The sequence below is a fragment of the Rhodospirillales bacterium genome, from assembly GCA_028824295.1.
In the GTDB taxonomy this organism is placed as follows: domain Bacteria; phylum Pseudomonadota; class Alphaproteobacteria; order TMED109; family TMED109; genus VXPW01.
The window spans coordinates 1-23,087 of the sequence record JAPPED010000016.1; the positions used below are offsets into that span (position 1 = coordinate 1).

At 65.8% G+C, this 23,087-nt stretch carries 22 protein-coding genes and 1 tRNA gene; 15 read left to right on the forward strand and 8 right to left on the reverse strand.

The window, feature by feature from the left end:
- The coding region (locus OXH60_07435) for a GMP synthase (glutamine-hydrolyzing) (GenBank protein ID MDE0711952.1) at window positions 1-527 on the forward strand (527 nt) is incomplete at its 5' end.
- On the opposite strand, the gene OXH60_07440 is transcribed toward OXH60_07435, so the two are convergent.
- The 3 genes from OXH60_07440 to OXH60_07450 form a co-directional block, all read right to left on the reverse strand.
- Complete coding sequence (locus tag OXH60_07440) at window positions 495-974, reverse strand: hypothetical protein (protein MDE0711953.1); 480 nt, start codon at window positions 972-974, stop codon at window positions 495-497. The two genes, OXH60_07435 and OXH60_07440, sit on opposite strands and share 33 nt — an antisense overlap.
- 92 nt (window positions 975-1,066) lie before the next feature.
- The gene (locus tag OXH60_07445; protein ID MDE0711954.1) at window positions 1,067-1,498 is read right to left on the reverse strand and encodes a thioesterase family protein; all 432 of its coding nucleotides are present in this window, start codon (window positions 1,496-1,498) and stop codon (window positions 1,067-1,069) included.
- Window positions 1,499-1,507: 9 nt separating this feature from the next.
- Window positions 1,508-1,849, reverse strand: coding sequence for a DUF2794 domain-containing protein (locus tag OXH60_07450; GenBank protein MDE0711955.1), 342 nt, complete (start codon window positions 1,847-1,849; stop codon window positions 1,508-1,510).
- Window positions 1,850-2,010: 161 nt separating this feature from the next.
- Here OXH60_07450 and OXH60_07455 point away from each other — a divergent pair.
- A tRNA-Leu gene (locus tag OXH60_07455) sits at window positions 2,011-2,097 on the forward strand.
- A gap of 35 nt (window positions 2,098-2,132) precedes the next feature.
- Here OXH60_07455 and OXH60_07460 read toward each other — a convergent pair.
- On the reverse strand, window positions 2,133-2,771 hold the full coding sequence (locus OXH60_07460) for a hypothetical protein (protein ID MDE0711956.1): 639 nt from the start codon (window positions 2,769-2,771) through the stop codon (window positions 2,133-2,135).
- A gap of 353 nt (window positions 2,772-3,124) precedes the next feature.
- On the opposite strand from OXH60_07460, the gene OXH60_07465 reads away from it, so the two are divergent.
- The 10 genes from OXH60_07465 (at window position 3,125) to OXH60_07510 (ending at window position 16,111) form a co-directional block, all read left to right on the forward strand.
- Window positions 3,125-3,373 (forward strand): hypothetical protein, encoded by a 249-nt coding sequence (locus OXH60_07465; protein MDE0711957.1) that lies wholly within the window; start codon window positions 3,125-3,127, stop codon window positions 3,371-3,373.
- A gap of 518 nt (window positions 3,374-3,891) precedes the next feature.
- Window positions 3,892-5,535, forward strand: coding sequence for a transcription termination factor NusA (gene nusA, locus OXH60_07470; protein ID MDE0711958.1), 1,644 nt, complete (start codon window positions 3,892-3,894; stop codon window positions 5,533-5,535).
- Window positions 5,532-6,137: a DUF448 domain-containing protein gene (locus OXH60_07475; protein MDE0711959.1), complete on the forward strand. Its 606-nt coding sequence runs from the start codon at window positions 5,532-5,534 to the stop codon at window positions 6,135-6,137. Before nusA ends, OXH60_07475 begins: the two co-directional genes overlap by 4 nt.
- Window positions 6,134-9,013 carry a translation initiation factor IF-2 gene (infB, locus tag OXH60_07480; protein ID MDE0711960.1) on the forward strand — a complete coding sequence of 960 codons (2,880 nt, stop codon included), beginning with the start codon at window positions 6,134-6,136 and terminating at the stop codon, window positions 9,011-9,013. Before OXH60_07475 ends, infB begins: the two co-directional genes overlap by 4 nt.
- Window positions 9,014-9,018: 5 nt before the next feature.
- Window positions 9,019-9,402 (forward strand): 30S ribosome-binding factor RbfA, encoded by a 384-nt coding sequence (gene rbfA / locus OXH60_07485; protein MDE0711961.1) that lies wholly within the window; start codon window positions 9,019-9,021, stop codon window positions 9,400-9,402.
- The gene (truB, locus tag OXH60_07490; GenBank protein MDE0711962.1) at window positions 9,356-10,324 is read left to right on the forward strand and encodes a tRNA pseudouridine(55) synthase TruB; all 969 of its coding nucleotides are present in this window, start codon (window positions 9,356-9,358) and stop codon (window positions 10,322-10,324) included. Before rbfA ends, truB begins: the two co-directional genes overlap by 47 nt.
- The gene (gene rpsO, locus OXH60_07495) at window positions 10,324-10,593 is read left to right on the forward strand and encodes a 30S ribosomal protein S15 (GenBank protein ID MDE0711963.1); all 270 of its coding nucleotides are present in this window, start codon (window positions 10,324-10,326) and stop codon (window positions 10,591-10,593) included. Before truB ends, rpsO begins: the two co-directional genes overlap by 1 nt.
- A 177-nt stretch (window positions 10,594-10,770) precedes the next feature.
- Entirely contained in the window at window positions 10,771-12,924 is a 2,154-nt protein-coding gene (pnp, locus tag OXH60_07500; protein ID MDE0711964.1) for a polyribonucleotide nucleotidyltransferase, read from the forward strand.
- A gap of 31 nt (window positions 12,925-12,955) precedes the next feature.
- The gene (locus OXH60_07505) at window positions 12,956-14,353 is read left to right on the forward strand and encodes a nitronate monooxygenase (protein ID MDE0711965.1); all 1,398 of its coding nucleotides are present in this window, start codon (window positions 12,956-12,958) and stop codon (window positions 14,351-14,353) included.
- A gap of 105 nt (window positions 14,354-14,458) precedes the next feature.
- A complete protein-coding gene (locus tag OXH60_07510; protein ID MDE0711966.1) occupies window positions 14,459-16,111 on the forward strand; it encodes an NAD(P)/FAD-dependent oxidoreductase in 1,653 nt (550 codons plus the stop codon).
- 116 nt (window positions 16,112-16,227) lie between these two features.
- Here OXH60_07510 and OXH60_07515 read toward each other — a convergent pair whose 3' ends face one another.
- The 3 genes from OXH60_07515 to OXH60_07525 form a co-directional block, all read right to left on the reverse strand.
- Window positions 16,228-17,202, reverse strand: a complete 975-nt coding sequence (locus tag OXH60_07515) for a hypothetical protein (GenBank protein ID MDE0711967.1) — start codon at window positions 17,200-17,202, stop codon at window positions 16,228-16,230.
- A 263-nt stretch (window positions 17,203-17,465) separates the two neighbouring features.
- Window positions 17,466-17,726, reverse strand: coding sequence for a hypothetical protein (locus tag OXH60_07520; protein MDE0711968.1), 261 nt, complete (start codon window positions 17,724-17,726; stop codon window positions 17,466-17,468).
- Between the two features lie 263 nt (window positions 17,727-17,989).
- Window positions 17,990-18,727, reverse strand: a complete 738-nt coding sequence (locus OXH60_07525; GenBank protein MDE0711969.1) for an SDR family oxidoreductase — start codon at window positions 18,725-18,727, stop codon at window positions 17,990-17,992.
- Between the two features lie 562 nt (window positions 18,728-19,289).
- Between OXH60_07525 and OXH60_07530 the strand changes: the two genes are divergently transcribed.
- Window positions 19,290-20,327 (forward strand): cyclase family protein, encoded by a 1,038-nt coding sequence (locus OXH60_07530; GenBank protein MDE0711970.1) that lies wholly within the window; start codon window positions 19,290-19,292, stop codon window positions 20,325-20,327.
- A gap of 219 nt (window positions 20,328-20,546) precedes the next feature.
- On the opposite strand, the gene OXH60_07535 is transcribed toward OXH60_07530, so the two are convergent.
- Window positions 20,547-21,683 (reverse strand): aromatic ring-hydroxylating dioxygenase subunit alpha, encoded by a 1,137-nt coding sequence (locus OXH60_07535; GenBank protein MDE0711971.1) that lies wholly within the window; start codon window positions 21,681-21,683, stop codon window positions 20,547-20,549.
- Window positions 21,684-22,327: 644 nt separating this feature from the next.
- Here OXH60_07535 and OXH60_07540 point away from each other — a divergent pair.
- Both OXH60_07540 and OXH60_07545 read left to right on the forward strand, forming a co-directional pair.
- Entirely contained in the window at window positions 22,328-22,582 is a 255-nt protein-coding gene (locus OXH60_07540) for a type II toxin-antitoxin system VapB family antitoxin (GenBank protein MDE0711972.1), read from the forward strand.
- Entirely contained in the window at window positions 22,582-22,968 is a 387-nt protein-coding gene (locus tag OXH60_07545; GenBank protein MDE0711973.1) for a type II toxin-antitoxin system VapC family toxin, read from the forward strand. Before OXH60_07540 ends, OXH60_07545 begins: the two co-directional genes overlap by 1 nt.
- The last annotated feature ends 119 nt before the right edge of the window (window positions 22,969-23,087 follow it).

Here is a 23,087-nt window from a genome sequence, read left to right on the forward strand (position 1 = left end):
CGAGCGTCACCATCAAGTCCCACCACAACGTCGGCGGCCTGCCGGAGCGCATGCAGATGCAGGTGGTCGAGCCCCTTCGCGAGCTGTTCAAGGACGAGGTCCGGGAACTGGGCCGGGAACTCGGCCTGCCTGAAAGCCTGGTGGGTCGCCATCCGTTTCCGGGACCGGGCCTCGCGATCCGGATTCCCGGCCCGGTCAGCCGGGAGAAGATCTCGTTGCTCCGGGAAGCCGACCGGATCTATCTGGATGCGATCCGCAAGGCCGGCCTCTACGACGACATCTGGCAGGCGTTCACCGTCCTGCTGCCGGTTCGGAGCGTTGGCGTGATGGGCGACCGGCGCTCGTACGACTATGCCCTGGCGCTGCGGGCGGTGACGTCGGTGGACGGCATGACGGCCGGCGTCTATCCGTTCTCGGCGGACTTTCTCGCAGACGTGGCGACCACGATCGTCAACCGGCTTCCGGGCATCAACCGGGTGCTGTACGACGTCACGTCAAAGCCGCCCGGCACGATCGAGTGGGAGTGAGGCAGCGGGCGCCAGCGCCCGGTAGAACCGCAACATCATGTCCCGGACCGCTATCCGGATCCCGGGTTCCTGGCTCTCGCGAGGGCCGCCGACCAGCAGGAGCCTGATCCGGTGACGCCGGCAAAAACGGATTGCCGCGGTCACGGCGCGCGAAGAGCGCGGATCGAGCACGAGCCGGGGGCGTGACGCGCCGGCCGTCCGGGGCAGCACGACGCTGCCTCCCCGCAGACGATGTCCGGCAAGGATCAGGACACCGTCGGCCAGCCGCAGGTTCCGGCGCGTCCGCTGGATGGGACGGCGCATGGGCGTTGGCGTCAACGGCCAGCGTCGGCTGAGCGGCCCGGCTTCGGTCCAGCGGCCACCGGGACACCAGCCGGTAATCGGAATGCCGCAGGCGCGGGCGGCCTCCAGGGCGCCCTGGTCGGCGCCGGTCTGCCCTCCCGACACCAGGACCATCGCACGCCGGGAGCCCGTGCCCGGCCGCGAGCGGAGGAACGCCCTCGGTTGCCGTGGACGGGGCGGCGGAGCCGGACGGCGCGTCAAGGGTCGGAGGGCGTGGTCACATGCCTGGCGAGATTGCGACGCAGGTCGTCGGGGATCGGGGTCGAGCGCATCGTGTCCTGATCCGCGTGCACCCAGACGACGCGGCCACGGGACAGGATGTCGTCGCCGTCGGCCGGATGCAGGGTCGTGGTAAACGTGACGCTGGAGGTTCCCAGCCGGGCGATCGCGACCGCGACGTCCAGCTCGTCGTCAAGCCGTACCGGCCGGGCGAAATCGATTTCCGCGTGGACGACGTTGAAGTCGAGACCCGACGCGCGTGCGTAGTCGAACAAGTCGAACGGCAGCGAACGAAGGAACTCGGTGATGGCGTTGTCGTAGTAGGTCAGATGCTGCGCAAAATACACCAGAGCCTGAGCGTCAACTTCGTTGTAACGGACCCGCATGCGCCAGCGGAACGGCTTCGACACGCGGTTGGGTCAGCCCTGCCGCACGCGTCGGGTGCGCGCCTCGAGCCAGGTGAGCAGCAGCGGCAGACTGGCCGAATGCTTGAGGAATCTTCCCCGCTGAAAGACCTGCCACTCGGGCACCCGGCTGCCCTGGTTGCCGCGCACCAACTGGTATTCCGGCGCTTCGCGGGCGTACCGGTAGACGCAGAACACCGCCAGCGTGTCCGAATGGTCGATCGAGTAGTCGTGCCAGAAACCGGCCTTCAGCATGCGCGAGAAGAGCCCGACCAGCTGGCTGATTTCACCGTCCCGGAAGACGTTTTTCGGGCTTGATGCCCGCCGGCCCGGTCGTGAAACGACCCGGGCCGCCAATACACTGGGCGTCGTTTGTGCCTGCCCTTCCATAGTCCAGCAGTATGGTTGCGCCAGCAACTCAATGCAACCGATCCAGCGCCGGCGCCGCCGGATCGGCCGGTGCTTTCCGGACTTGCGAAGTCGGCGCCAATGGAGTTGAGTCCCCCTAGGCGCTGCGCGCGGGTGTGGCGGAATTGGTAGACGCGCCGGATTCAAAATCCGGTTCTGGCAACAGAGTGTCGGTTCGAGTCCGACCACCCGCACCAGGAACTGGCCGAGCATGGCAATGGCGCCCCGCCGCTCAGCGTGTCATGCTGATCAGCGGGCCCGCCTCGGACTTGCGCATGGCACCGAAGGCGCCTTCGACGACGTGTCCCTTGCGGTCGTACTTGAACGTGCCCGCCACGGCCTCGCCCCTGAGCCCGAAGAACGCTCCGATGACGGTGACGTGGGGCAGAAACTCGGCAAAGTGGCTGTACCTGGCGACGGCGAGGTGCTGGAACGAATCGCCGGCTATCGCCTGCCAGCTGCCGTCCGCGAGTTCCTTTGCCAGGCCCCACAGCCGAACGTTGACGGTGTAGGCGTTGGCGCCGTCGGCAATGAATTCAACGGTGACGTTCCCGCGGACCCGGGCGTCCCGGTCGCGCTGAAGTTGGTCGCCCACGCGGCTCACGCCGCCGGAGGTGGAGGCCCACACGAAACCGTCGTAGATCACGTTGACGCCGTCACGATCAGGCGGAATTTCCGAGCGGAGCGCCCGCCGCCCGAAGCCGAGCACATGGAATTCTCCGTCCGCCTGGACGATGCCGTACCGGCTGTCGTGGTCGAAGGTCTGAACGTCGAACCAATTGCCCCAGCAAAATGTGGTGGTCAAGTCGCACGCGCGTGCAGCGGAGGTCAATGTAAGGGCGAGAATGAGGGCCAGGATGGGGACTTTCATGGTCGTGGTCCGTTCGTGTGTTTGGGCCTCCTCTTGCGTGAAAGAGAATGTATATGAGAATGAGTTGCATTCGCAAGTAATATCAGCTACAGTCTGGTCACTGTGGCAATGCCGCAGGAGGGAGGGAACGTGTGATGCAACGACGTGCCGTTCGCTGCATCCGCTAACCCATGGCGTCCAGCAGGCTGGCCGACCGTCCGTTCACCTGTAGCGGCCGGCACCTCCTCTCGGACTGGCATGCTGGCGCCAGGCGCGAAGGGGCGCTTCTCCGGCTCGCCGACATCCCCTCGCGGACCGGTCGGTAGCGCCTCTTCGCGCAATCCTGCGCTCGTCGAGTTGGAGCCGGGTACGCCATGGGCTGGTCTGCGGTTGGCCAGCTGGCGGGAGTGGAGCTTCTCTGGCCGTGCCGCCAGTTCGCTTGCAGCACGCGATGCGACGTGGTGGCCGTCCAGGAAGAGTTCCAAGCTGACGTTACGGACATCAACGCCATCGGGTTGATGAGCCGGTTTGCCGAGGACTCGGACGTCATGACCCAGGGCCTTGTTCTGGTCTCGGTCTTCCCGGTCGACAGCTGCGCCGATTCACCGAAAGGTGTCCCGTGATGCTGGCTGCGGCGGGTGCCCATTCGGATGTCCGGACGTCTCCACAATCTGTCCACAGGTTTTCCACCCGTCGCGGGTACGGGTTGCCGGCTTCGCTTGGTGCATCCAGGGAAAGTTTTGCGCAGCGTAGTCCGATGCAAGGAAAAGAAGCGCGGAGCCCCTTGATCCCACTGCCAAATGGTCACGAGCGTCTGGTCCAACTCGGTTGAACCCGCTTCGAGAAACTGTATGGTTGTCCATGCGGGCTTTCCGTGATCGTCTCCTCAGATGTGTGAAGTGTGGCGTCGCGAAGGTCGGCAGCCGCCATTTGTGCCTGCGCGCGCAATGGCCGGGGGACGACCCTCCCCTTCCGCGACGTCATCGTGGATCCCGTAGGTCGTACTAATCCGGGCATGTCTCGCGCTTGGCTGTGCAAGCCGGGTTGGCGGGTCCGGCGCAAATTTGAAGGAATCACCGGGTGCACGCTTCCCGCTGTCGCGGGAACGGTCGGCCGGTAATGAGGCGCCTTGACGCAGAACGTGAACGCAATTCCTGAACTTGGACGACCGGAACTACTCGAGTTCGCCCAGTCCATCGCCAACGAGCGTTTGATCGATACCGACGTGGTGCTGGGCGCCATGGAAGAAGCCGTGCAGGTAGCGGCGTTGCGAAAGTACGGTCAGGACCTCGAGGTGAAGGCAAGCATCGACCGGAAATCCGGCGAGATCACGCTCCAGCGGGTACTGGAGGTGGCGGATCCGGTCGACGACTGGCATCGACAGATCAGCCTCGAGGACGGGAAAGCGCGCGATCCGGACGCAAAGATTGGTGATCGGCTGCACGAGCCGCTACCGCCGATCGACCTGGGGCGCCTCTCTGCGCAGACGGCCAAGCAGGTGGTGTACCGCCTCGTCCGTGAGGCTGAGCGCAAGCGCCAGTACGAGGAATTCAAGGGCCGTGTCGGCGAGATCATCAACGGCATCGTCAAACGCTTCGAGTACGGCAACGTGATTGTGGATCTGGGCCGCGCGGAAGGGTTCATGCGCCGCGACCAGACGCTGGCCAAGGAGGCGTACCGGACCGGCGACCGGATCCGTGCGTACATCATGGAGGTGCGTGAGGAGACCCGGGGTCCGCAGATCCTGCTGTCACGAGCGTGCAACGAATTTCTCGTAAAGCTGTTCGCCCAGGAAGTTCCGGAGATCTACGACGGGATCGTGGAGATCGTTGCCGCCGCCCGTGACCCAGGGAGTCGCGCCAAGATTGCGGTGATTTCGAATGACCCGGGGATCGACCCCGTGGGTGCCTGCGTCGGGATGCGTGGCAGCCGAGTTCAGGCCGTTGTGGGCGAGCTGCAGGGCGAGCGCGTCGACATTATCCAGTGGTCCCCCGATACCGCCACGTTCATCGTTAACGCGCTGGTTCCGGCCGAGGTGACAAAGGTCATTCTCGACGATGAAGCGACGCGGGTGGAAGTGGTGGTTCCTGAGAACCAGCAGAGCTACGCCATCGGACGGCGTGGCCAGAATGTGCGCCTAGCGACGAAACTGACCGGTTGGGAGATCAAGATCCTTACCGAAAAGATGGAATCCGACCGCCGGCAGGACGAGTTGCGGCAGCTCATCAAGATGTTCGTCAAGACTCTCGACGTCGACGAAGTGGTCGCGCACCTGCTGGTGACGGAAGGCTTCGACTCCCTGGAGGCCATCGCGTTCGTCCCGTTCGAGGAACTGGCGGAAATCGAAGGCCTTCGGGAGGAAGTTGCCGAGGAGCTCCGTGAGCGCGCCACGAAGGTGATCCTTGAGCGCAACGAGGAGCTGCTGAAAGTCCGGACCAAGCTGGGCGTGACCGACGAGGTCGCGGCCATCGAGCAGCTCAGCCCGTCGATGCTGGTGGTGCTGGGTCTCAACGGCGTGCGGACGCTCGACCAGCTCGCGGACCTTTCGAACGACGAACTGACCGAGCTGCTGGCCGACAAGGTGGCCGTGGAGAAGCTCCGCGTGTTCTATCAGGCCAACAACGAGGAGATGGGGCCCGGCATCCAGCTGCCCGACGTGGAGCTTGAGCAGGACGAGGCAAACCAGGTGATCATGGCGGCCCGCGCGCACTGGTTTGCCGATGACGAAGCCGGTTCGGGCACTGCCACGGCAGACGCGCCCCCGACGGCGGAAACGACTGCATGACGGCCGCGCGGACCACCGAAGACGCCGGCACCCGCCGCTGCATCGTGGCGCGGACGGTGGAAGCGCGGGCCGGCCTCGTGCGGTTCGTTGCAAATGGCGCGGACGTCGTGCCGGACCTCGCAGAACGCCTGCCCGGCCGTGGGGCGTGGGTCGGAGCCCGGCGAAGCCGGATCGACGAAGCGGTGCGGCGCAACCTGTTTTCCCGGGCCTTCCAGCGCCGGGTCGATGTACCTCCGGACCTTGCCGGACAGGTGGAGGGGCTGGTCGCCAGACGGGTGATCGACCTAGTGGGGCTCGCCCGCCGGGCAGGTCATGCAGTGTACGGACGGGACCGGTGCCTTGAGGCCATCAACTCGGGCGCCGTCGGGCTGCTGATCGTGGCGGATGACGCCGGAACGGAGTCGCGACGGATGTTGCGCACAGCCGACGCGTGCAGCGTCGCCACTGGCACGGGCCCGTCCAAGGCCAAGCTCGGAACTCCTTTCGGCGTTGACAGCGCCGCCTACGTCGCGGTTTGGGCCGGATCACTCTGTGACCGGATCAAGCGCGATCTGCAACGCCTGGCCGGCCTGCGTCCGGCCGAACACGGAAATCAGGCATGACCGATAAACCCCTTGGCCTAGATCCCGACGCCAAAGGCGGAAGTCCCGAGAGTCTCCAGCTCAGCCGCACGGTGAGCGGAGGCACGGTGCGCCAGAACTTTTCACGCGGTCGGAGCAAGCCGGTCGAGGTCGAGCGTCGCAAGAAGCGGGTCTTCAAGAAGGGCGCCGGGGGGCGCATGGAGGAGGACAAGGCCAAGGCGACGACGTCCACGCTGACCCCGCGGCCGACCGTCACGCCATCGCCCGGCCGGACCGACACCGTATCGCCTCCGCCCCCGACCCCTCAGCGCAAGAGCGCTCCCAGCGGTCTGTCGGAAGGAGAGCGCCGAGCGCGGCTCCGGGCCCTTGAGGAACGGGCCCGACGGCTTGCCGAGCCTCTCCCCGAGATGACCGAGCAGGTGACGATCGTGCCGCCCCCCGAGCAGGAGCTCGAAGCGCCGCCCGAGGCGCGCCGGCGCCCGCCCGAACGTCCGGCACCGACCCCGGATCCGCTGGACTCCGGGCCGCCGCCGATGGAAGAGGGCGACCCGGGTGTCACCGAAGATCCCTCCCGTTCGCTTGGACCGGACGTCCGCGTGGTCGCCAGAGCGCCCCGGCCTTCCGGCCGCGATGACGCCGATCCGGACGTCCCGCCGCCCGCGATGCGCGGGCCGCGGCCGCACCGCGACCGACCGACCGGACCGAGGGCTCCGGGAGACGGTCCAGCCGGCCCAAGGTCCGGCGGCCCGCGCTCGAGCGAGGCCCGAACCGGAGGTCCGGGGCATCCCGGTTCCCGGCCGGCCGGTCCTCGTCCTGCAGGCTCTCGCCCGTCCGGGCAGCGTCCCCAGGGCGCTCGCCCCGCCGCCCCGCGTACGGGCGCCCCGCGGCCGACGGTACCCCGGTCGCCGGAGACGACCGAGCGTTCGCGCAAGTCCCGTAACCGGCCGCGCCGGGAGGCACGCAAGCAGGCGAACCGGGCCGAGCAGACCGAACGTCGGCGTTCCGGAAAGATCACGGTCCAGCAGGCGCTGGACGACACCGAGCGCCAGCGCTCGCTGGCCTCGGTCCGCCGTGCGCGTGAGCGCGAGCGGCAGGCGCAGCGACGGGCGCAGGGCAGTACCGCCCAGAAGGTCGTGCGCGAGGTCGTCGTCCCTGAGGCGATCACAGTGCAGGAGCTGGCCAACCGGATGGCCGTGCGGAGCGCCGAGGTGGTCAAGACGCTGATGGGCCTCGGCGTCATGGCGACCGTGACCCAGACCATCGACGCGGACACCGCGGAACTCGTGGTCGAGGAACTTGGCCACCGCGTGAAGCGGGTGTCGGCCGCGGACGTCGAGATCGGGCTCAAGGCTGCCGAGGACAGCCCCGAGGACCTGGTCCAGCGCAGTCCGGTCGTGACCGTGATGGGACACGTCGATCACGGCAAGACGTCGATCCTCGATGCACTCCGTTCGACGGACGTGGCGGCCAAGGAGGCCGGCGGCATCACGCAGCACGTGGGGGCGTATCAGGTCAGCACCGAAAGTGGCCAGAAGATCACGTTCATCGACACGCCCGGGCACGCGGCGTTCACCGCGATGCGGGCCCGCGGGGCAGACGTCACGGACATCGTGGTGCTGGTGGTGGCCGCGGACGACGGGGTCATGGCCCAGACGATCGAGGCCGCGCAGCACGCCCGGGCCGCCAACAAGCAGATCGTGCTCGCAATCAACAAGATCGATACGCCGGGGGCGGATCCCGGGCGGGTAAAGAGTCAGCTGCTGCAGCACGAGATCATCACCGAGGACCATGGCGGTGACGTGATCCCAGTCGAGGTGTCGGCGACCAAGAAGATCAACCTGGAAGGCCTGATCAACGCGATTCTGCTGCAGGCCGAGATGGCGGACCTGAAGGCAAACCCGAAGCGGTCTGCGGAAGGCGTCGTCATTGAGGCGCGCCTTGACCGGGGCCGCGGCGTGGTTGCGACCCTGCTGGTGCAGCGTGGCTCGCTCCGGGTGGGGGACATCGTGGTCGCAGGGTCCAAGTGGGGCCGGGTGCGGGCACTGACCGACGAACGCGGCGCGAAGGTGCCTGGGGCGACGCCATCGGTGCCGGTCGAGATGCTCGGCCTGAGCGAGGTTCCCGAGGCGGGTGACGAGTTCGTCGTGGTCAAGAGTGACGCGCGGGCACGCGAAGTCAGCGAGTACCGCGAGCGCATGGAGAAGCAGAAGCGGGTGGCGGCGTTGGCGAAGGGTACCAACGTCGAGGAGATGCTCCGGAGCATGGGCACCGCTCAGCGCCAGACGGTCGCCGTGATCATCAAGGCGGATGCGCACGGGTCGCTGCAGGCGATCGCCCAGGCGCTGACGGCCCTGACCACCGAAGAGGTGGGTTGCCAGATCCTGTACCAGGGTGTCGGCGCCATCACCGAGTCGGATGTGACCCTGGCGGCGGCGACGCCGGCGTTGGTGATCGGCTTCAACGTCCGCGCCGATGCGGTGTCCAGGCAGCTGGCGCGTCGACAGGGCGTGGACATCCGCTACTTCGGGCTCATCCACGAGTTGATCGACGACGTCCGGTCGATGCTCTCCGACCTGCTCGCACCGGAGATTCGCGAGGACTTCCTCGGCTACGCCCGTATCAAGCAGGTGTTCCAGGTCAGCAAGATCGGCAACGTGGCCGGCTGCGAGGTCACCGAAGGCGTGGTCCGCCGTGGCGCCAAGGTGCGCCTGCTTCGCGACAACGTTGTCATCCACACGGGCACGCTGGCCACGCTCAAGCGGTTCAAGGACGACGTCGACGAAGTGCGCTCCGGCACCGAATGCGGGATGTCGTTCGAGAACTACGAGGACATCCGGGCCGATGACGTCATCGAGTGCTTCGTTGCGCGTGAGGAACGGCGCACGCTGGGAGACTAGGGGTCGTGGCTGCAGGCCGATGGGAGAGCGCCCGGAAGTACCGGGTCGGGCGCGCCGTCCAGGAAGCGCTGGCCCACGTACTTGCCGGCGACTCGCTCCGGGACCCGGTGCTTCGTGATGCCAACGTCACGGTCCTCGAGGTGCGGATGAGCCCGGACCTCCGCCGCGCCGACGTGTTCATATTGCCGTTCGGTACGGACCGGGCGGATGCTCCGGCCGAACTGCTGGAGCGCCTTGTCCGGGCGGCGCCGTACCTCGCTGGAGCCGTGGCCCGCCAGGCGCGTCTCCGGTACGCACCGAAACTTCATTTCCGGCTGGACCAGCAGCTGGACCGGGCAGCGGATGTCGACCGCCTCCTCGACGCCCCGTCGCCGGTTGATGCAGCTTGAGCCCACCGGCTGGCTTGTTCTGGACAAGCCAGCCGGGATGTCGTCGGCGCGTGCCGTCGCGCAGGTGAAACGGTTGCTCGGTGCCTCAAAGGCGGGTCACGCGGGCACGCTGGATCCGCTTGCCACGGGTGTCCTGCCGATAGCCGTCGGGGAGGCCACCAAGACGATGCAATGGGCGATGGACGGCATCAAGGCCTATCGCTTCCGGGTCCGCTGGGGCGAGGCCCGCGACACCCTCGATGCCGGCGGCAAGGTCACGGGATGCAGCTCGACCCGACCGTCTTCCGGGGCGATCCGCAGGGCCTTGCCGGCGTTCACGGGGACGATCACGCAGATTCCGCCCGCGTACTCCGCCGTCCATGTCCAGGGCAAGCGCGCCTACGCGTTGGCGCGGGCCGGGAGCGCGGTCGAGCCGGCGCCACGCCGGGTCCAGGTGCACGAGCTCGAGCTCGTTGACATGCCGGATGCGGATCACGCGGACTTCCACATGGCCTGCGGCAAGGGGACCTATGTCCGGAGCCTGGCGCGGGATCTGGCCAAGGCCCTCGCCACCGAGGGACACGTGGTCACGCTGCGGCGGACCCGGGCCGGCCGGTTCGTCGAGGATGACGCGGTGACGGTTGCAGAACTTGCAGCAATCGCGGATAAAGGGGGGGTTGGTGCGGAACTTCTGCCCCTTGACGCAGCACTGGCCGGCATCCCGGTGCTGGAACTGACAGAGAGGGAAGCGGCACGCGCCCGGCAGGGTCGTCGTGTCTGTCCGGAGCAAGTCCCCTGCATGTTCATCAGGGAAGGGGCTGTTGTCGCCTCTTGCGACGGCCGGGCAGTGGCGGTTGGCCAGTGGAGCAACCGGGAGTTTTCTCCCCGGCGGGTCTTCCGGAACGATCCGGGGATGCGCAATCGGTCCGAAGGGAACAGGTGATGTCGATTACAGCTGAGCGCAAGACGGCGCTCATTTCCGAATACTCTCGGGACGGGTCCGATACGGGCTCCCCCGAGGTCCAGATCGCGATCCTGACGGAACGGATCAACAATCTCACCGAACACTGCAAGGCGAACCACAAGGACGCGGACTCACGGCGGGGGCTGGTTGGAATGGTCAACTCGCGCCGCAGGCTTCTCGATTACCTTCAGAGATCCAATGAGGCCAAGTACCAGGACATCCTTCGTCGTCTCAATCTAAGGAAGTAGTTGTCCGTGAAAGACCGGGCCGGCCCAAGCCGGCGGGCGGCGCTCCGGATGCCGGTGGACTGTGCGCCGGCGTCCGGTCCTGCTGCGAGCGGGTCCGGAGTCCGCTCGCGGACGAGACGCCCGCGAACCGGACGCGGCCGGTCTGGACCAGAAATGTGAAGAGGAGCGTTTAATTCCATGTTCAATATCGAACGCCAGCAAATCGATTGGGGCGGACGCCCCCTTGCCATTGAGACCGGGCTGATGGCCCGGCAGGCTGACGGCGCGGTCTTGGTCACGTACGGGGAGACCCAGGTCCTTTGCACCGCGGTGGCGCGGAAAGAAGTTCGCGAAGGCGCAGACTTCTTCCCGCTGACCGTCAACTATCAGGAAAAGATGTCGGCCGCCGGCCGCATCCCCGGCGGTTTTTTCAAGCGTGAAGGACGGCCGTCGGAGAAAGAAACCCTGACTTCGCGGCTGATCGACCGGCCGATTCGTCCCCTGTTTCCGGCCGGGTTCCGCAATGAGCTCCAGATCATCTGCACGGTGCTGAGCGCCGATCTCGAGAACGATCCCGACATCCCGGCAATGGTTGGCGCGTCCGCCGCCCTGGCGTTGTCGGGCGCGCCGTTCATGGGTCCGATCGCGGGGGCGCGGGTCGGCTTTGCGGAAGGCGCCTACGTCCTCAACCCGCGCATTCCGGAGCTTGCCGACAGTCATCTTGATCTGGTGGTGGCCGGCACGCGGGATGGCGTGCTGATGGTGGAATCGGAAGCCAACGAGCTGTCCGAGGAGACCATGCTGGGGGCTGTGATGTTCGGCCACGAGCACATGCAGCCCGTTATCAGTGCCATCGCCGATCTGGCTGCAGCCGCCGCCCGGGAGCCCTGGGCGACCGAAGAGGCCGAGGATCACAGCGCGGTGCAGGCATTCGTCGCCGAGGCCGGTGGCGACGGCCTTCGCGCGGCCTACCAGGTGCAGGAAAAGCAGCAGCGGGTCGAGCAGGTGGCCGCGGTGCGCGCCGACGTCGGCGAGCGGGCGGGCGAAGAGCACGACGCGACGGCCGTGGGCGACGCGCTCAAGAAGCTCGAGAAGGACATTGTCCGGTCCGCCATCCTGGAGACCGGCACCCGGATCGACGGGCGCGACGTGCAGACCGTCCGGCCGATCGAGTGCCGCGCCGGACTGCTTACGCGCACGCACGGGTCCGCGCTGTTCACGCGCGGCGAGACGCAGGCGCTGGTCAGCGTGACCCTTGGCACCACTCCGGACGAGCAGGTGGTGGAATCGCTGGACGGGGTTGCCCGCGAGCGCTTCATGCTGCACTACAACTTCCCGCCGTATTCGGTCGGTGAAACCGGCCGGATGTTCGGGCCCGGTCGCCGTGAAATCGGTCACGGCAAGCTGGCCTGGCGCGCCCTGCGCCCGCTCCTTCCCGATGCGGAAGCCTTTCCTTACACGATCCGGGTCATCTCGGAGATCACGGAATCGAACGGATCGTCGTCGATGGCGACCGTCTGCGGGTCGTCGCTCGCCATGATGGACGCGGGCGTCCCGGTTGCGCGCCCGGTGGCAGGAATTGCCATGGGGCTCATCAAGGAGGGCGACCAGTTCGCCGTCCTCTCGGACATTCTCGGCGACGAGGACCACCTCGGTGACATGGACTTCAAGGTGGCCGGGACGCGGGACGGGATCACGTCGCTGCAGATGGACATCAAGATCACCGGAATCACCGAGGAGATCATGCAGACGGCCCTGAACCAGGCGCGCGACGGACGCTTCCACATCCTCGATGCGATGGAAGGGGCCCTGAGCAGCGCTCGCTCCCAGATGAGCGCGCACGCGCCGAAGATCGTCGGCATCAAGATCCCGGTGGACCGTATCCGGGAAATCATCGGCCCGGGCGGCAAGATCATCCGCGAGATCTGTGCAACGTCGGGCGCCACGGTCGACGTGAACGACGACGGCTCGGTACAGATCGCCTCCAGCAGCCAGGAATCCATCGATCTCGCGCTCAAGGAAATCAACAGCATCGTGGCTGAGCCCGAAATCGGCGGCATCTATGACGGAACCGTCGTGAAGGTCGTGGATTTCGGCGCGTTCGTGAACTTCTTCGGCAAGCGCGACGGTCTTGTCCACATCAGCGAGCTGGTTCCGCGCCGCGTCCGCTCGGTTCAGGACGTCGTGCAGGAGGGGGACGAGGTCAAGGTCAAGGTGATCGAAGTCGACGACCGCGGCCGGGTCCGCCTGTCGATGAAGGCGGTGGATCAGGCGTCCGGCGAGGACCTGGCAAATCGCGCCAAGCCGGCTCCCGAACCAGCCCGGCGCATGCGCCCCCCGGCTTGGGAGTAGACTGGCGGCCGCGCGCCGGAGAGGTTCACGGATGAAGACCCTGAATGCGATCCGCATGGCTGGCCGGGAGATCCTGCCTCTCATCGAGGGCGGGAAGGGAATCTCGGTGACCAACGGCCGGAGCGCGGGGGCGTGGGCGTTCGCCGGCGGCGTGGGCACCTTCTCCGGCGTGAACGCGGACTCGCTGGATGCCAAGGGGCGCGTGATCCCTCAGATCTATTCTGGCAGGACCCGCGTCGAACGGCACGAGGAGCTGGTCCGGTACTCGATCGCCGGCGGCGTCACCCAGGCGCAGATCGCCCATGAGGAGCGTCGCGGCGAAGGCCGGCTGCACGTCAACATCCTGTGGGAAATGGGCGGGGCCCGCCGGGTGCTCGAGGGCATTCTGGCGCGCGCAAAGGGGCTGATCCACGGGGTCACGTGCGGCGCCGGCATGCCGTACAAGCTGAGTGAAATCGCGGCGCGATTTGGGGTGTACTACTACCCCATCGTGAGTTCGGCGCGGGCGTTCCGCGTGCTGTTCCGGCGCTCCTACCACCGCAATCCGGAATGGCTGGGCGGTGTCGTCTACGAGGATCCGTGGCTGGCCGGCGGTCACAACGGACTGTCGAACGCAGAAGATCCGAAACAGCCGGAGCCGCCGTATCCGCGTGTGACCGCGCTCCGCAGGGAGATGTCGGCGGTCGGCCTCGCCGACACGCCCATCATCATCGCGGGCGGGGTGTGGTATCTCCGCGACTGGGCGGACTGGATCGACAATCCCGAGTTGGGGCCCGTCGCGTTCCAATTCGGCACGCGTCCGCTGCTGACCACCGAGAGCCCGATTTCGCCGCAGTGGAAGAAGCGCCTGCTCACGCTCAAGCACGGGGATGTCAGTCTGCACCGCCACAGCCCGACGGGCTTCTATTCATCGGCGGTACGGAACAAGTTTCTCGAGGAACTCGATGAGCGGAGCCTCCGTCAGGTGCCGTACGCGCTGGCCGCGGAGGAAGACCGCACGGAGGCGGTCGAGGTGGGGGCCAGGAAGCGCCGGGTGTGGATGACCCCGGCCGACGCATCCTGTGCCCGGGAATGGATGGCGGCCGGGCACACGGAAGGCCTCCGGACCCCGGCGCAGACGATGCTGTTCGTCTCGCCGGATCGGGCCCGGTCGATTCGCCGGGACCAGACCGAGTGCATGGGCTGCCTGTCTCAGTGCCTGTTCTCCAACTGGGCCGACAACGAGGATCACCGCACCGGCCGGAAGGCCGATCCGCGGAGCTTCTGTATCCAGAAGACCTTGCAGGACATTGCCCACAACGCCGACGTCGACACGCAGCTCATGTTCGCGGGCCATAACGCCTGGAGGTTTGCCGAGGACCCGTTCTACGAGGGTGGTTTCATACCCTCCGTCCGTCAGCTGGTCGCTCGTTTGCAGACGGGCGACTAGGGACGCACGCGGCCGCCCGAAACGCCCCTATAGTGTCTCGGGCCGAAATCGCCAACGTGTTCCGCGCGTCGATCGGACTGTTCGGGTGTAGCCAGGAGACGGATGATGCCGGATGACGCAGCCAGCCCGTTCCTGTCGAATCCGAACGCCGACTTCGACGCGGTCATTGTCGGAGCCGGGGTCGCGGGGTTGTACGCCATCTACCGCCTGCGGAAGCTCGGCCTCCGGGTGCGAGCCTACGAGACGGGAGACGGTGTCGGCGGAACCTGGTTTTGGAACCGGTATCCCGGTTGCCGCTGCGATGTCGAGAGCCTCGAGTACTCGTTTTCGTTCGACGAGGACCTGCAGCAGGAATGGGAATGGCCGGAACGGTACGGAACCCAGCCTGAGATCCTGAAGTACGTTCACCACGTGGTCGAGCGGTTCGACCTGATGCGGGACGTCCAACTGAACACGCGGATCACGGCGGCAGAGTTCGACGAGGACACGCTGCTGTGGACGCTCACGACAGAGGCCGGGGAGCAGGTGACCGCGCCGGTCTGCATCATGGCGGCCGGCAATCTCTCCACGCCGCGCCGCCCGGCCTATCCGGGCCTCGATGCATTCGAGGGCAAGTCGTACCACACGGGGCTCTGGCCGAAGGAGGGCGTCGACTTCACCGGCCTGAGGGTGGGCGTCGTCGGCACGGGCTCGTCCGGTGTGCAGTCCATCCCGCATATCGCGGCGCAGGCAGCACAGCTGACCGTGTTCCAGCGTACCGCCAATTTCATTCTGCCGGCGCGCAATCGCCCGCACGTACCCGAGACCGTGCGCGAGCACAAGGCGACGTATGCCGAGCGCCGGCTCGCCGCGTTTGACACGCCATTCGGGATCGCGGGCTATCCGCCACCGACCAAGAAGGCGCTGGAGGCTGCTTCGGAGGAACGCCGCGCCCAGTACGAGGCCAAGTGGCAGGAGGGCGGCAGCATCAGCTTCCTGTTCTCGTACACCGATCTGCTTCAGGACATCGACGCCAACGTGACCGCGGCGGAATTCGTGCGCGAGAAGATTCGTCAGACGGTGAAGGATCCGGTGACCGCTGAACGCCTGTGTCCGGACAATCACCCGATCGGTACGAAACGCCTGATCCTCGATACCAACTACTTCGAGACCTACAACGAACCGCACGTGTCGCTCGTGGACCTCAGGGAGACCCCGATCGAGACGATCACGCGAAGCGGAATCCGGACGACGGATGCGGAGTTCGATCTGGATGCGATCGTGTTTGCGACCGGCTTCGACGCCATGACCGGCGCGATGCTCGCGATCGACATCCGGGTGAAGGACGGGATCACCCTTGAGGAGCAATGGACCGGAGGGCCACGCACCTACCTCGGCCTGATGGTGGCGGGGCTGCCCAACCTGTTCATGGTCACCGGTCCGCAGAGTCCCGGCGTCAAGAGCCAAATGATCCTGTCGATCGAGATGCACGTCGACTGGATCGCGGACTGCCTGGAGCGGATGCGGCGGGACGGTCAGAACCGGATCGTGCCGACGGCAAAGGCCCAGGAGGACTGGGTCAACCACGTCCGGGACGTGGCGGATGCCACGCTCTATCCGCAGGCCAATTCCTGGTACATGGGAGCCAACATCCCCGGGAAGCCGCGGGTCTTCATGCCGTACGTTGGCGGTGTGCACACTTACAAGAAGGCCTGCGACGAAGTCGTCGCCAAGGGCTATGAAGGTTTCGTGATGACCGGAGAGAAGGTCGGAGCCTAGGCGTCGAAGGCCGTCTGTCGGCGGCCTGGCGGTCGGTGTGGGCCGATGCGGAGCGTAGCGCTTCGGCGGTCACCTCGGCGTGAATGGCGCGATCAGGCGGTCTGGATCTGTCGTGGTCAGGAGCCGGGGCCTGGTGCGCGGTTAATCGGCTCCTCGCCGCGCGACACCCGGACGACGTTGCCCAACGCCACTTCGAAATTCCGTCGCTTGGATTCGAATGTCTGACCCCCCACGTGCGGGGTGACGAGCAGTCGGTTGCTCGCCGATTCGGACAGATTGAGAAAGGGATGATCTGGGGGAAGTGGCTCCGACTCGAACACGTCGAAACCGGCTGCCCCGAGCCGTCCGTTCTCGAGTGCCTCGGCCACGGCGTCGTCATCGACGACTCCCCCCCGGCCGACGTGAATGAGCATGGCTCCGGGCTTCATGCGACCGACGCGCTCGCGATCGAGCACATGGTGGGTGTCACGTCGCGCGGGCAGCGACACGGTAACGATGTCAGAGGTCGCCAGGAGCTCGTCCAGCGGCACTCCCGGGATTTCCGGGTCGTGTTGGCGCGCGTGCTCAGCCCGTACGACTTCGAGCCCGAGACCGCGGAACATGCGAGCGATCTGCTTGCCGATATGGCCGTAACCGATGACGCCGACCCGGCCGGAAAGTTCGTGCGCCATGTCGGCGTGTGCCTTGCGAGCGGCGAGCCACTCGGTTTCGCCTCCGGCCTCGATCATGGTGAGGGGGCGGGTGAGGCGGAATGCCAGCTGGACCGCCAGCTGCGCTACCGACGGTGCATTGAGGCCCGGGACGTGGCACACGGGGATACCGCGACGCGCGCACTCGGCATGATCGACATTGTCGTAACCCGCACCGGTCAGCTGAACCAGCCGGACTCTGGGCGCCAGGTCGAGCAGCGGCTTGTCGACGAAACCGAAGCCCGATCCGATCAGGATGTAGTCCGCGCCGGCGGCGCCGGCCTCCACTTCAGCGCGAACGGTTGCCCGACCGAAACGGATCGCGAAGCCATCGGGTACCGTGAGACCGGTCGCCCGGAAATCGACTTCCGGCCAGAGGAAGGCAATCAGCGGCTCAGGCATGGCGGGGCGCGGAGCTTCGTGAGGGGAGGGTGGTGGTCATCGCTCGGGCCCTGACGGTTTGATCAGTTGGAAAAGAGGCAACCGCCGTACGGACCGGCCGCACGGACTTCTAACAGATCGAAGCGGTCATTCAATGCATTGCCGATTCCGGAAGTCTCCGGCCCATCAAGACGTCGCGTTCGATGTCCGTGCATCGATCCGGGTCCGGACGGCACCCGCAGGTTCCCGAAGCGAACCTTCGCGGTCGTCGTTGCCGGTGTCCGTCACGCCGATGACCCTTCCACCACTGTGACGTGGGAAATCCAGCGCTGTTTGCGCCGTGCGAGCCGAACCGAGATGTCCTCGGCCTCGTAATCGGCGACCGGCACGGAGGGCTTGTCGACGGACAACGGCGGCGCTAGGACGTTGGCGTTCAGCACCGCATAGAGCTGCCCTTCGAGTTCGCAGGTCGCGGCCGCGAATACGCCGCATCGCCTGCAGAGCAGGAACGTTGCCGTCTGGTGGCCGAAACGGTAGCGGCTCACGCAATCAGGTTCGGCCAAGGTCAACGTAAGGTGGCCAGAAGGAACCGAGACGTACAGCGCTGCGTGCCGCTGGCAGAAGTCGCAGCCGCAGTGGCGGGGAGACAGAGGGGCGTTTCCCTCTGCTTCGAGCGTTACGCGGATTGCCCCACAGTGACAGCTGCCATTGAATCTTTTCTGCATTGGTCCAACTCCCCCGGAATCCCGACAGCTTGCACTGGCGCCGCCAGCACCCGATCCCGCGTTCCTGCTCCGTGATCAGGGACTCAGCGATCGACCCGGGTGAACCGAAGTCCGCCGAAGGCCTGTTCGGTGGGCACGATCTCGATGGTGGAGACGTTCACCCTCCAGGGCGCGCTCACGGCGTAGAGGATCGCCTCTGCGATGTCCTCCGGCTGCAGTTCGTCGAACGACCCGTAGGTCTTGCGAGCCGCTTCCTCGCCGGCGGCGCCCGCCACGAACTCAGTGACGACGCGGCCCGGGCAGATTTCGGTGACGCGGATTCCCGTGCCGGCCAGATCGAGCCGCAGGTTTTGCGAGGCGAGCCGGACGGCTCCCTTCGAGCCGCCGTAAATCGGTGACTGGAGCGGATACAGCCCGGCCACCGAGCCGATCCCGACCACGTGACCGCGCTTGCGCTCGCGCATCCCCGGGAGGACAGCGCGAAGCGTGTGCAGGAATGCGGTCACGTTGGTTTCAATCGTCAGGTCGATGTCCCCGCGTTCAGCATCGACAAAGCTAGCCATGCCGCGCCCAAGACCGGCATTGTTGACCAGGACGTCGACCTCGAGGGGTGCGAGCGCGTCATACAGTGCATCGGTATCGCAAAGGTCGAGTACCAAGGGGGTCGCGCCCGTCTCATCGGCTAGCGCTTCCAGCCTGGCGGCACGGCGTGCTACAGCGATAACGGAAAGGCCGGCATCGCGCAGGGCACGTACGGCCTCCCTGCCGATTCCCGCTGACGCTCCGGTAACCAAGGCCGTCCTGTAGTCATGTATTGCCATGAAGTCCCTCCGTCGCCGCTGCTCAGTCGCCGGCGCATCATAACGGCCCCCGTCGCCGCGGCGGCTGCACCACCGCCAGCTGCTGAGCCGGGCTGCTGCGAGCTCTCCAGCCACGACAGGCAAATGGAAGTCGCATGGCTGCTCTTGGTCGCTTCAACAGAGACCAATCACGTGACCAAGTACAGTTGTACGAAACAACTGTGGTATAACGGCGGTAGTTGTACATGAACAGCCGATGTTGTTTGTCGGCCCAGCAACTTCTAGATCTTCCAGAATCGCCTGGAAGACGAGGCCGAACGGACCCGATTGTTCCTGACAAAAGAAAGCCATCGATGTTGGGCTGCTCCTTCAATTGATTGGCGGTGGGATAACAAGTAAGGCAATTCAATGATGTTGTGCCAGTAAGTTATGTCTATTATCCTTCTTTTTCATACTGCAGAACAGGCGAATCCATAATACAGCTTTTCTGGTTTCCTGAAGTTTGATTGTAATTCCGAACTAAGCTGTTTAAGCTATTTGCCAAGATGACAGTTTACTGTCCATCGAGAGGGAGAAACACACAATGAAACGACTGCTCTTGGCGTTGGTCATCGCGTGGGTCGGATCCGCCGAAGCTGCGGAAAAGCGCTGTCCCTGGCAGCAGGATGATCCCGAGGACCAGATTGGTGCCACGCGCACGCAAACACCTGAAAACGTGCTTGAATCGATCAAGCTGGTGCGGACCGGCGAGATCATCCGACTCGGTCACGTGTACGACGAGGTGACGCTTGGCACGCCGCCGTTTGGCCGTGTGTTCGACGTCACGATTGCCCCGTTCAGTTTCCCGGACGAGGAGGAGAACTCACAGTCGTTCTACTCCGGTGGGGTGGTAGCGTCGATCGGCCAGATCGCGACCCAGTTCGACGGACTCGCCCATGCCGGGCACGACATGGGCTACTACAACTGCTTCACGCACGAAGACATTGGCCCGGACGAGCTTGGGCGCACCAAGGCATTGGGAGTCGAGCTCGTGAAGCCGTTCTTCACGCGCGCAATCCTGCTCGACTTTGTGAACAATTCGGACGTGCCGAAGGTCGACTTCAACGGCCAGCAGATCGTCGAGGATTCCTACACGATCACGGTTGCCGACCTGGAGGCGGTACTGGCGAACCAGGGAGTAGAAGGTCCCGGCGTCGGGGACGTGGTGCTGATCCACACCGGATGGGACGCCCTGTTCGGGATCGACAACGAACGGCACTTCAATTCCCCGGGCATTGGCAGCGAGGTTGCCTGGTGGCTGGCTGAGCGGGGCATCGCCATGCTCGGCACCGATACGCAGCATTCAGAAGCGGCTGTCGGCGGCCGGAGCACCGAGTTGCTCGAAGACCCGTACCTCCTGGGCGAGGAATACGGATTCATCTTCAACTCCGCGCACTTCATCCTGATCACCCAGCACGGCATTCACTTGCTGGAATGGATGCGCCTCGGGGAGCTGGCTGCCGCGGTCAAGGCCGATGTCGGCGGTGATGTAAACCCGCACGAATTCCTGTTCGTGTTCTCACCGTTGCCGATCAAGGGCTTGGGTGGTGCCCCGGGCAGCACGGCCATGGCCGTCCGGTAGGCGTCAAGACTGTCGGCCGGTCCGCAACGGCCGGCCGGCGGTTCCCGTCCCACACAGATCGGCCAGGGTGCCGCCGACCCGCAGGATCGACGAGCAGTCCGGACCAGGAGTCCGAGCTGGCTGAGCGCCCGGCAGCGGCAGACCTGCGCACACGCCCGTGTAACGGCGACAAATGGCGGGGCTGGTCCCCCGGGGTGCGAACCCCGGCCTGAGGTGCAACTATTCCGCGAGCGCTGCGTCGCGCACGCGGTGGAAGTTTTGCAGGCCGATCTCGTTCCGACCGAACATGACTTCGCGCTGCAGCCCCGCCGAGAGGTTGGACTGCACACTCTCCATCATGGCGAAGTCCTCACGATCGAGTACGCCGAGCGCGAGCTGCAGCGCCTCGTCCCAATCGCGCCCGCACCCTTCGTCGGCCGGTGACGAAAGGGTCATGCGGCATTCCGTCGTGCCCGGTTGCTCGGGGTCGGGAAAGAAGCGGTACAGCTCCATGTGCGGGCCCTGGCTGATCAGTATCGCGTTGGGAAAAAGGCGATAGATGACGGTTGCGTGCGGGACCAGTCGCCAGTCCGTCGGGTCATTTCCGCGCTGTTCCTCGATGCTGCGGCGAGGCGCCACGAGGCGCGCATGCCGCCCGAACGGTTCGTACAGGAACGCGCTCTTCAGCACCGTCTTGGCGATCGTCTTCCGGTGGAGCACGGCCACGTGGTGCAGTTCCAGGAACGTATCGACGCCAAGCTTCCAGTTCATTCGCTTGGTCCAGGCGTGGCTGCCCCGGTGGGTATGCCCTGACAGTCGATAGCTGCCGAGTTCCGGCCCGAGGGCGCCGAGGCCGGGGTCGGGCACCCGTGACGCCGAAGGGTCGAGCAGCATCCAGACCAGACCTTCATGCTCCTCGGTTGGAAACTGCATGAGGCGCGTGTCATCGACATCCACTTCGGGGAAGTGCTCGCTTCCCGGAAGAGCCCGCAGGACACCGCAGCGGTCGTAGGCCCAGCCGTGGTAGGGGCACGCGAAGGCTTTGCCCACCTTGCCTCCACCGGAAAGCAGCCGCGCGCCCCGGTGGCGGCACGTGTTCAGGAGCCCGCGCACCGCACCCTCGTCATCACGCACGAGCAGCACCGGCACCCCAGCGATGTCGAAGGTCAGATAGCTGCCCGGTTCGGGCAACTCGCATCCCAGGGCCACCAGCAGCGGATGCCGGCGGAACAGCGCCGCATTCTCGGCCGCGAGCGCCGCAGCGGCGGTGTATCGGGCGCCGTCGACCACCATCGTGCTGTCCGCCTGCGGTACTGCGCGCCGTTCAATCCGGTCCAGCGCCTCCGCGGCCAGTCGTTGTTCGGTTTCCCGCTGCATCGCTATCCGTTCGCGGCTGCGTGTTCGCGCATACTACTGGGAGTCCCATGACATGGCCTCAGCAACGCCATCGCGATCTTCGCGCGATTGCCGGCGAGCGCGTCCGGGCAATACTCTCGGCTGCAAGCGCCGCGGCCGCCGTGTAGCGGGCGCCATCGACCACCATCGTGCTTTCGGCTTGCTGAATTGCACGCCGATCGATGCGGTCCGGCGCCTCGGCGGCCGGCCGTCGTCCGGTCTCTTGCTGCATCACCAGTCGTTCACGGTTGTGCCCATGCGCATACCACCCGGAGTTCCGTGGCCCGGGATCAGCGGCTGCCGCCCACCAAGGTCGCCTGACGCTGCGCACGGGCCACTTGCAAGTCATCAACCTGGTTGTCAGGAAGTGCATCCGCTGACCGGCGGGCGCTACGGCTACCGCCGGCTTCACGTGTTCCTGTGGCGCAGGGGCTGCGAAGGGAACGCCAGGCGGAATCTTCCGGCTGTACTCGGAAGAGTGTCTGCAACCGCGGCTCAGGACGCCGGAGTGTCGGGTCGCGGGGAGGCCACGGCACCGCCGGCGGGCGCACGTCCCGTCGGAGGCTAGTGGCGGGCATCAATGGATGTTACTGTGTAGCAGTCTTTCTACACGTAGGGATTCACTCGTGGCATTGAACATTCGGAATCGAGCGACCGAGGAGCTCGCCGCGACCCTGGCCAGGTTGACGGGAGAAACCAAGACACAGGCAGTTACTCGAGCGTTGCAGGATCGCTTGGAACGAATTCGGCGGCGCCGCGTAGGTCGGAGTCTCGCAGCGGAACTCGACGAGATCGCCCTGCACTGCGCATCCTTGCCGGTGCTCGACGACCGGACGGCAACGGACATCCTGGGCTACGATGACCGCGGCTTGCCGGACTGATGGTCATCGATACCTCGGCCTTGGTCGCGATTCTTCAGGATGAGCCTGAGCGCGGAGCGTTCAACGAAGCCATCGAGGCAGCCGACCGGCGGTCCATGTCAGTCGTTTCGTTCGTCGAGGCATCGATGATCCTTGAGACACGATTTGGACCGGATGGCGTGCGAGCGCTCGATCTGGTCATCGCGAAAGCCGGCATCGAGCTTGTCCCAGTCGACGCCGAGCAAGCTCATGCTGCCCGAATTGCGTTCCGCGCCTACGGCAAACGGCGTCATCCCGCTGGCCTCAACTTCGGAGATTGCTTTGCGTACGCCTTGGCAAGAACGCTCGGAGAGCCGCTGCTGTTCAAGGGATCGGACTTTTCGTTGACCGACGTCGACGTGTCGTAGGTCAGGGCATTCGAGTTCGTCCACATGCCGTAGCGAAGCAGGTTCCGGCGGCGCCAAGTGCGCCTGCGCCCGTCGTGAGAGCCGCCCCGCGGAACGGCCATCGTGCCGTGTCGAGGTGG

Excerpts from the sequence above, each read along its gene's own strand:
- OXH60_07515 (MDE0711967.1), bottom strand. The coding sequence starts at position 17,202 with ATGCCTGAGCCGCTGATTGCCTTCCTCTGGCCGGAAGTCGATTTCCGG.
- truB (MDE0711962.1), top strand. The coding sequence starts at position 9,356 with ATGTCGACCGCCTCCTCGACGCCCCGTCGCCGGTTGATGCAGCTTGAG.
- OXH60_07505 (MDE0711965.1), top strand. The coding sequence starts at position 12,956 with ATGAAGACCCTGAATGCGATCCGCATGGCTGGCCGGGAGATCCTGCCT.
- OXH60_07510 (MDE0711966.1), top strand. The coding sequence starts at position 14,459 with ATGCCGGATGACGCAGCCAGCCCGTTCCTGTCGAATCCGAACGCCGAC.
- pnp (MDE0711964.1), top strand. The coding sequence starts at position 10,771 with ATGTTCAATATCGAACGCCAGCAAATCGATTGGGGCGGACGCCCCCTT.
- OXH60_07530 (MDE0711970.1), top strand. The coding sequence starts at position 19,290 with ATGAAACGACTGCTCTTGGCGTTGGTCATCGCGTGGGTCGGATCCGCC.
- rpsO (MDE0711963.1), top strand. The coding sequence starts at position 10,324 with ATGTCGATTACAGCTGAGCGCAAGACGGCGCTCATTTCCGAATACTCT.
- OXH60_07465 (MDE0711957.1), top strand. The coding sequence starts at position 3,125 with ATGGGCTGGTCTGCGGTTGGCCAGCTGGCGGGAGTGGAGCTTCTCTGG.
- OXH60_07535 (MDE0711971.1), bottom strand. The coding sequence starts at position 21,683 with ATGCAGCGGGAAACCGAACAACGACTGGCCGCGGAGGCGCTGGACCGG.
- OXH60_07525 (MDE0711969.1), bottom strand. The coding sequence starts at position 18,727 with ATGGCAATACATGACTACAGGACGGCCTTGGTTACCGGAGCGTCAGCG.
- OXH60_07475 (MDE0711959.1), top strand. The coding sequence starts at position 5,532 with ATGACGGCCGCGCGGACCACCGAAGACGCCGGCACCCGCCGCTGCATC.
- infB (MDE0711960.1), top strand. The coding sequence starts at position 6,134 with ATGACCGATAAACCCCTTGGCCTAGATCCCGACGCCAAAGGCGGAAGT.
- OXH60_07460 (MDE0711956.1), bottom strand. The coding sequence starts at position 2,771 with ATGAAAGTCCCCATCCTGGCCCTCATTCTCGCCCTTACATTGACCTCC.
- OXH60_07545 (MDE0711973.1), top strand. The coding sequence starts at position 22,582 with ATGGTCATCGATACCTCGGCCTTGGTCGCGATTCTTCAGGATGAGCCT.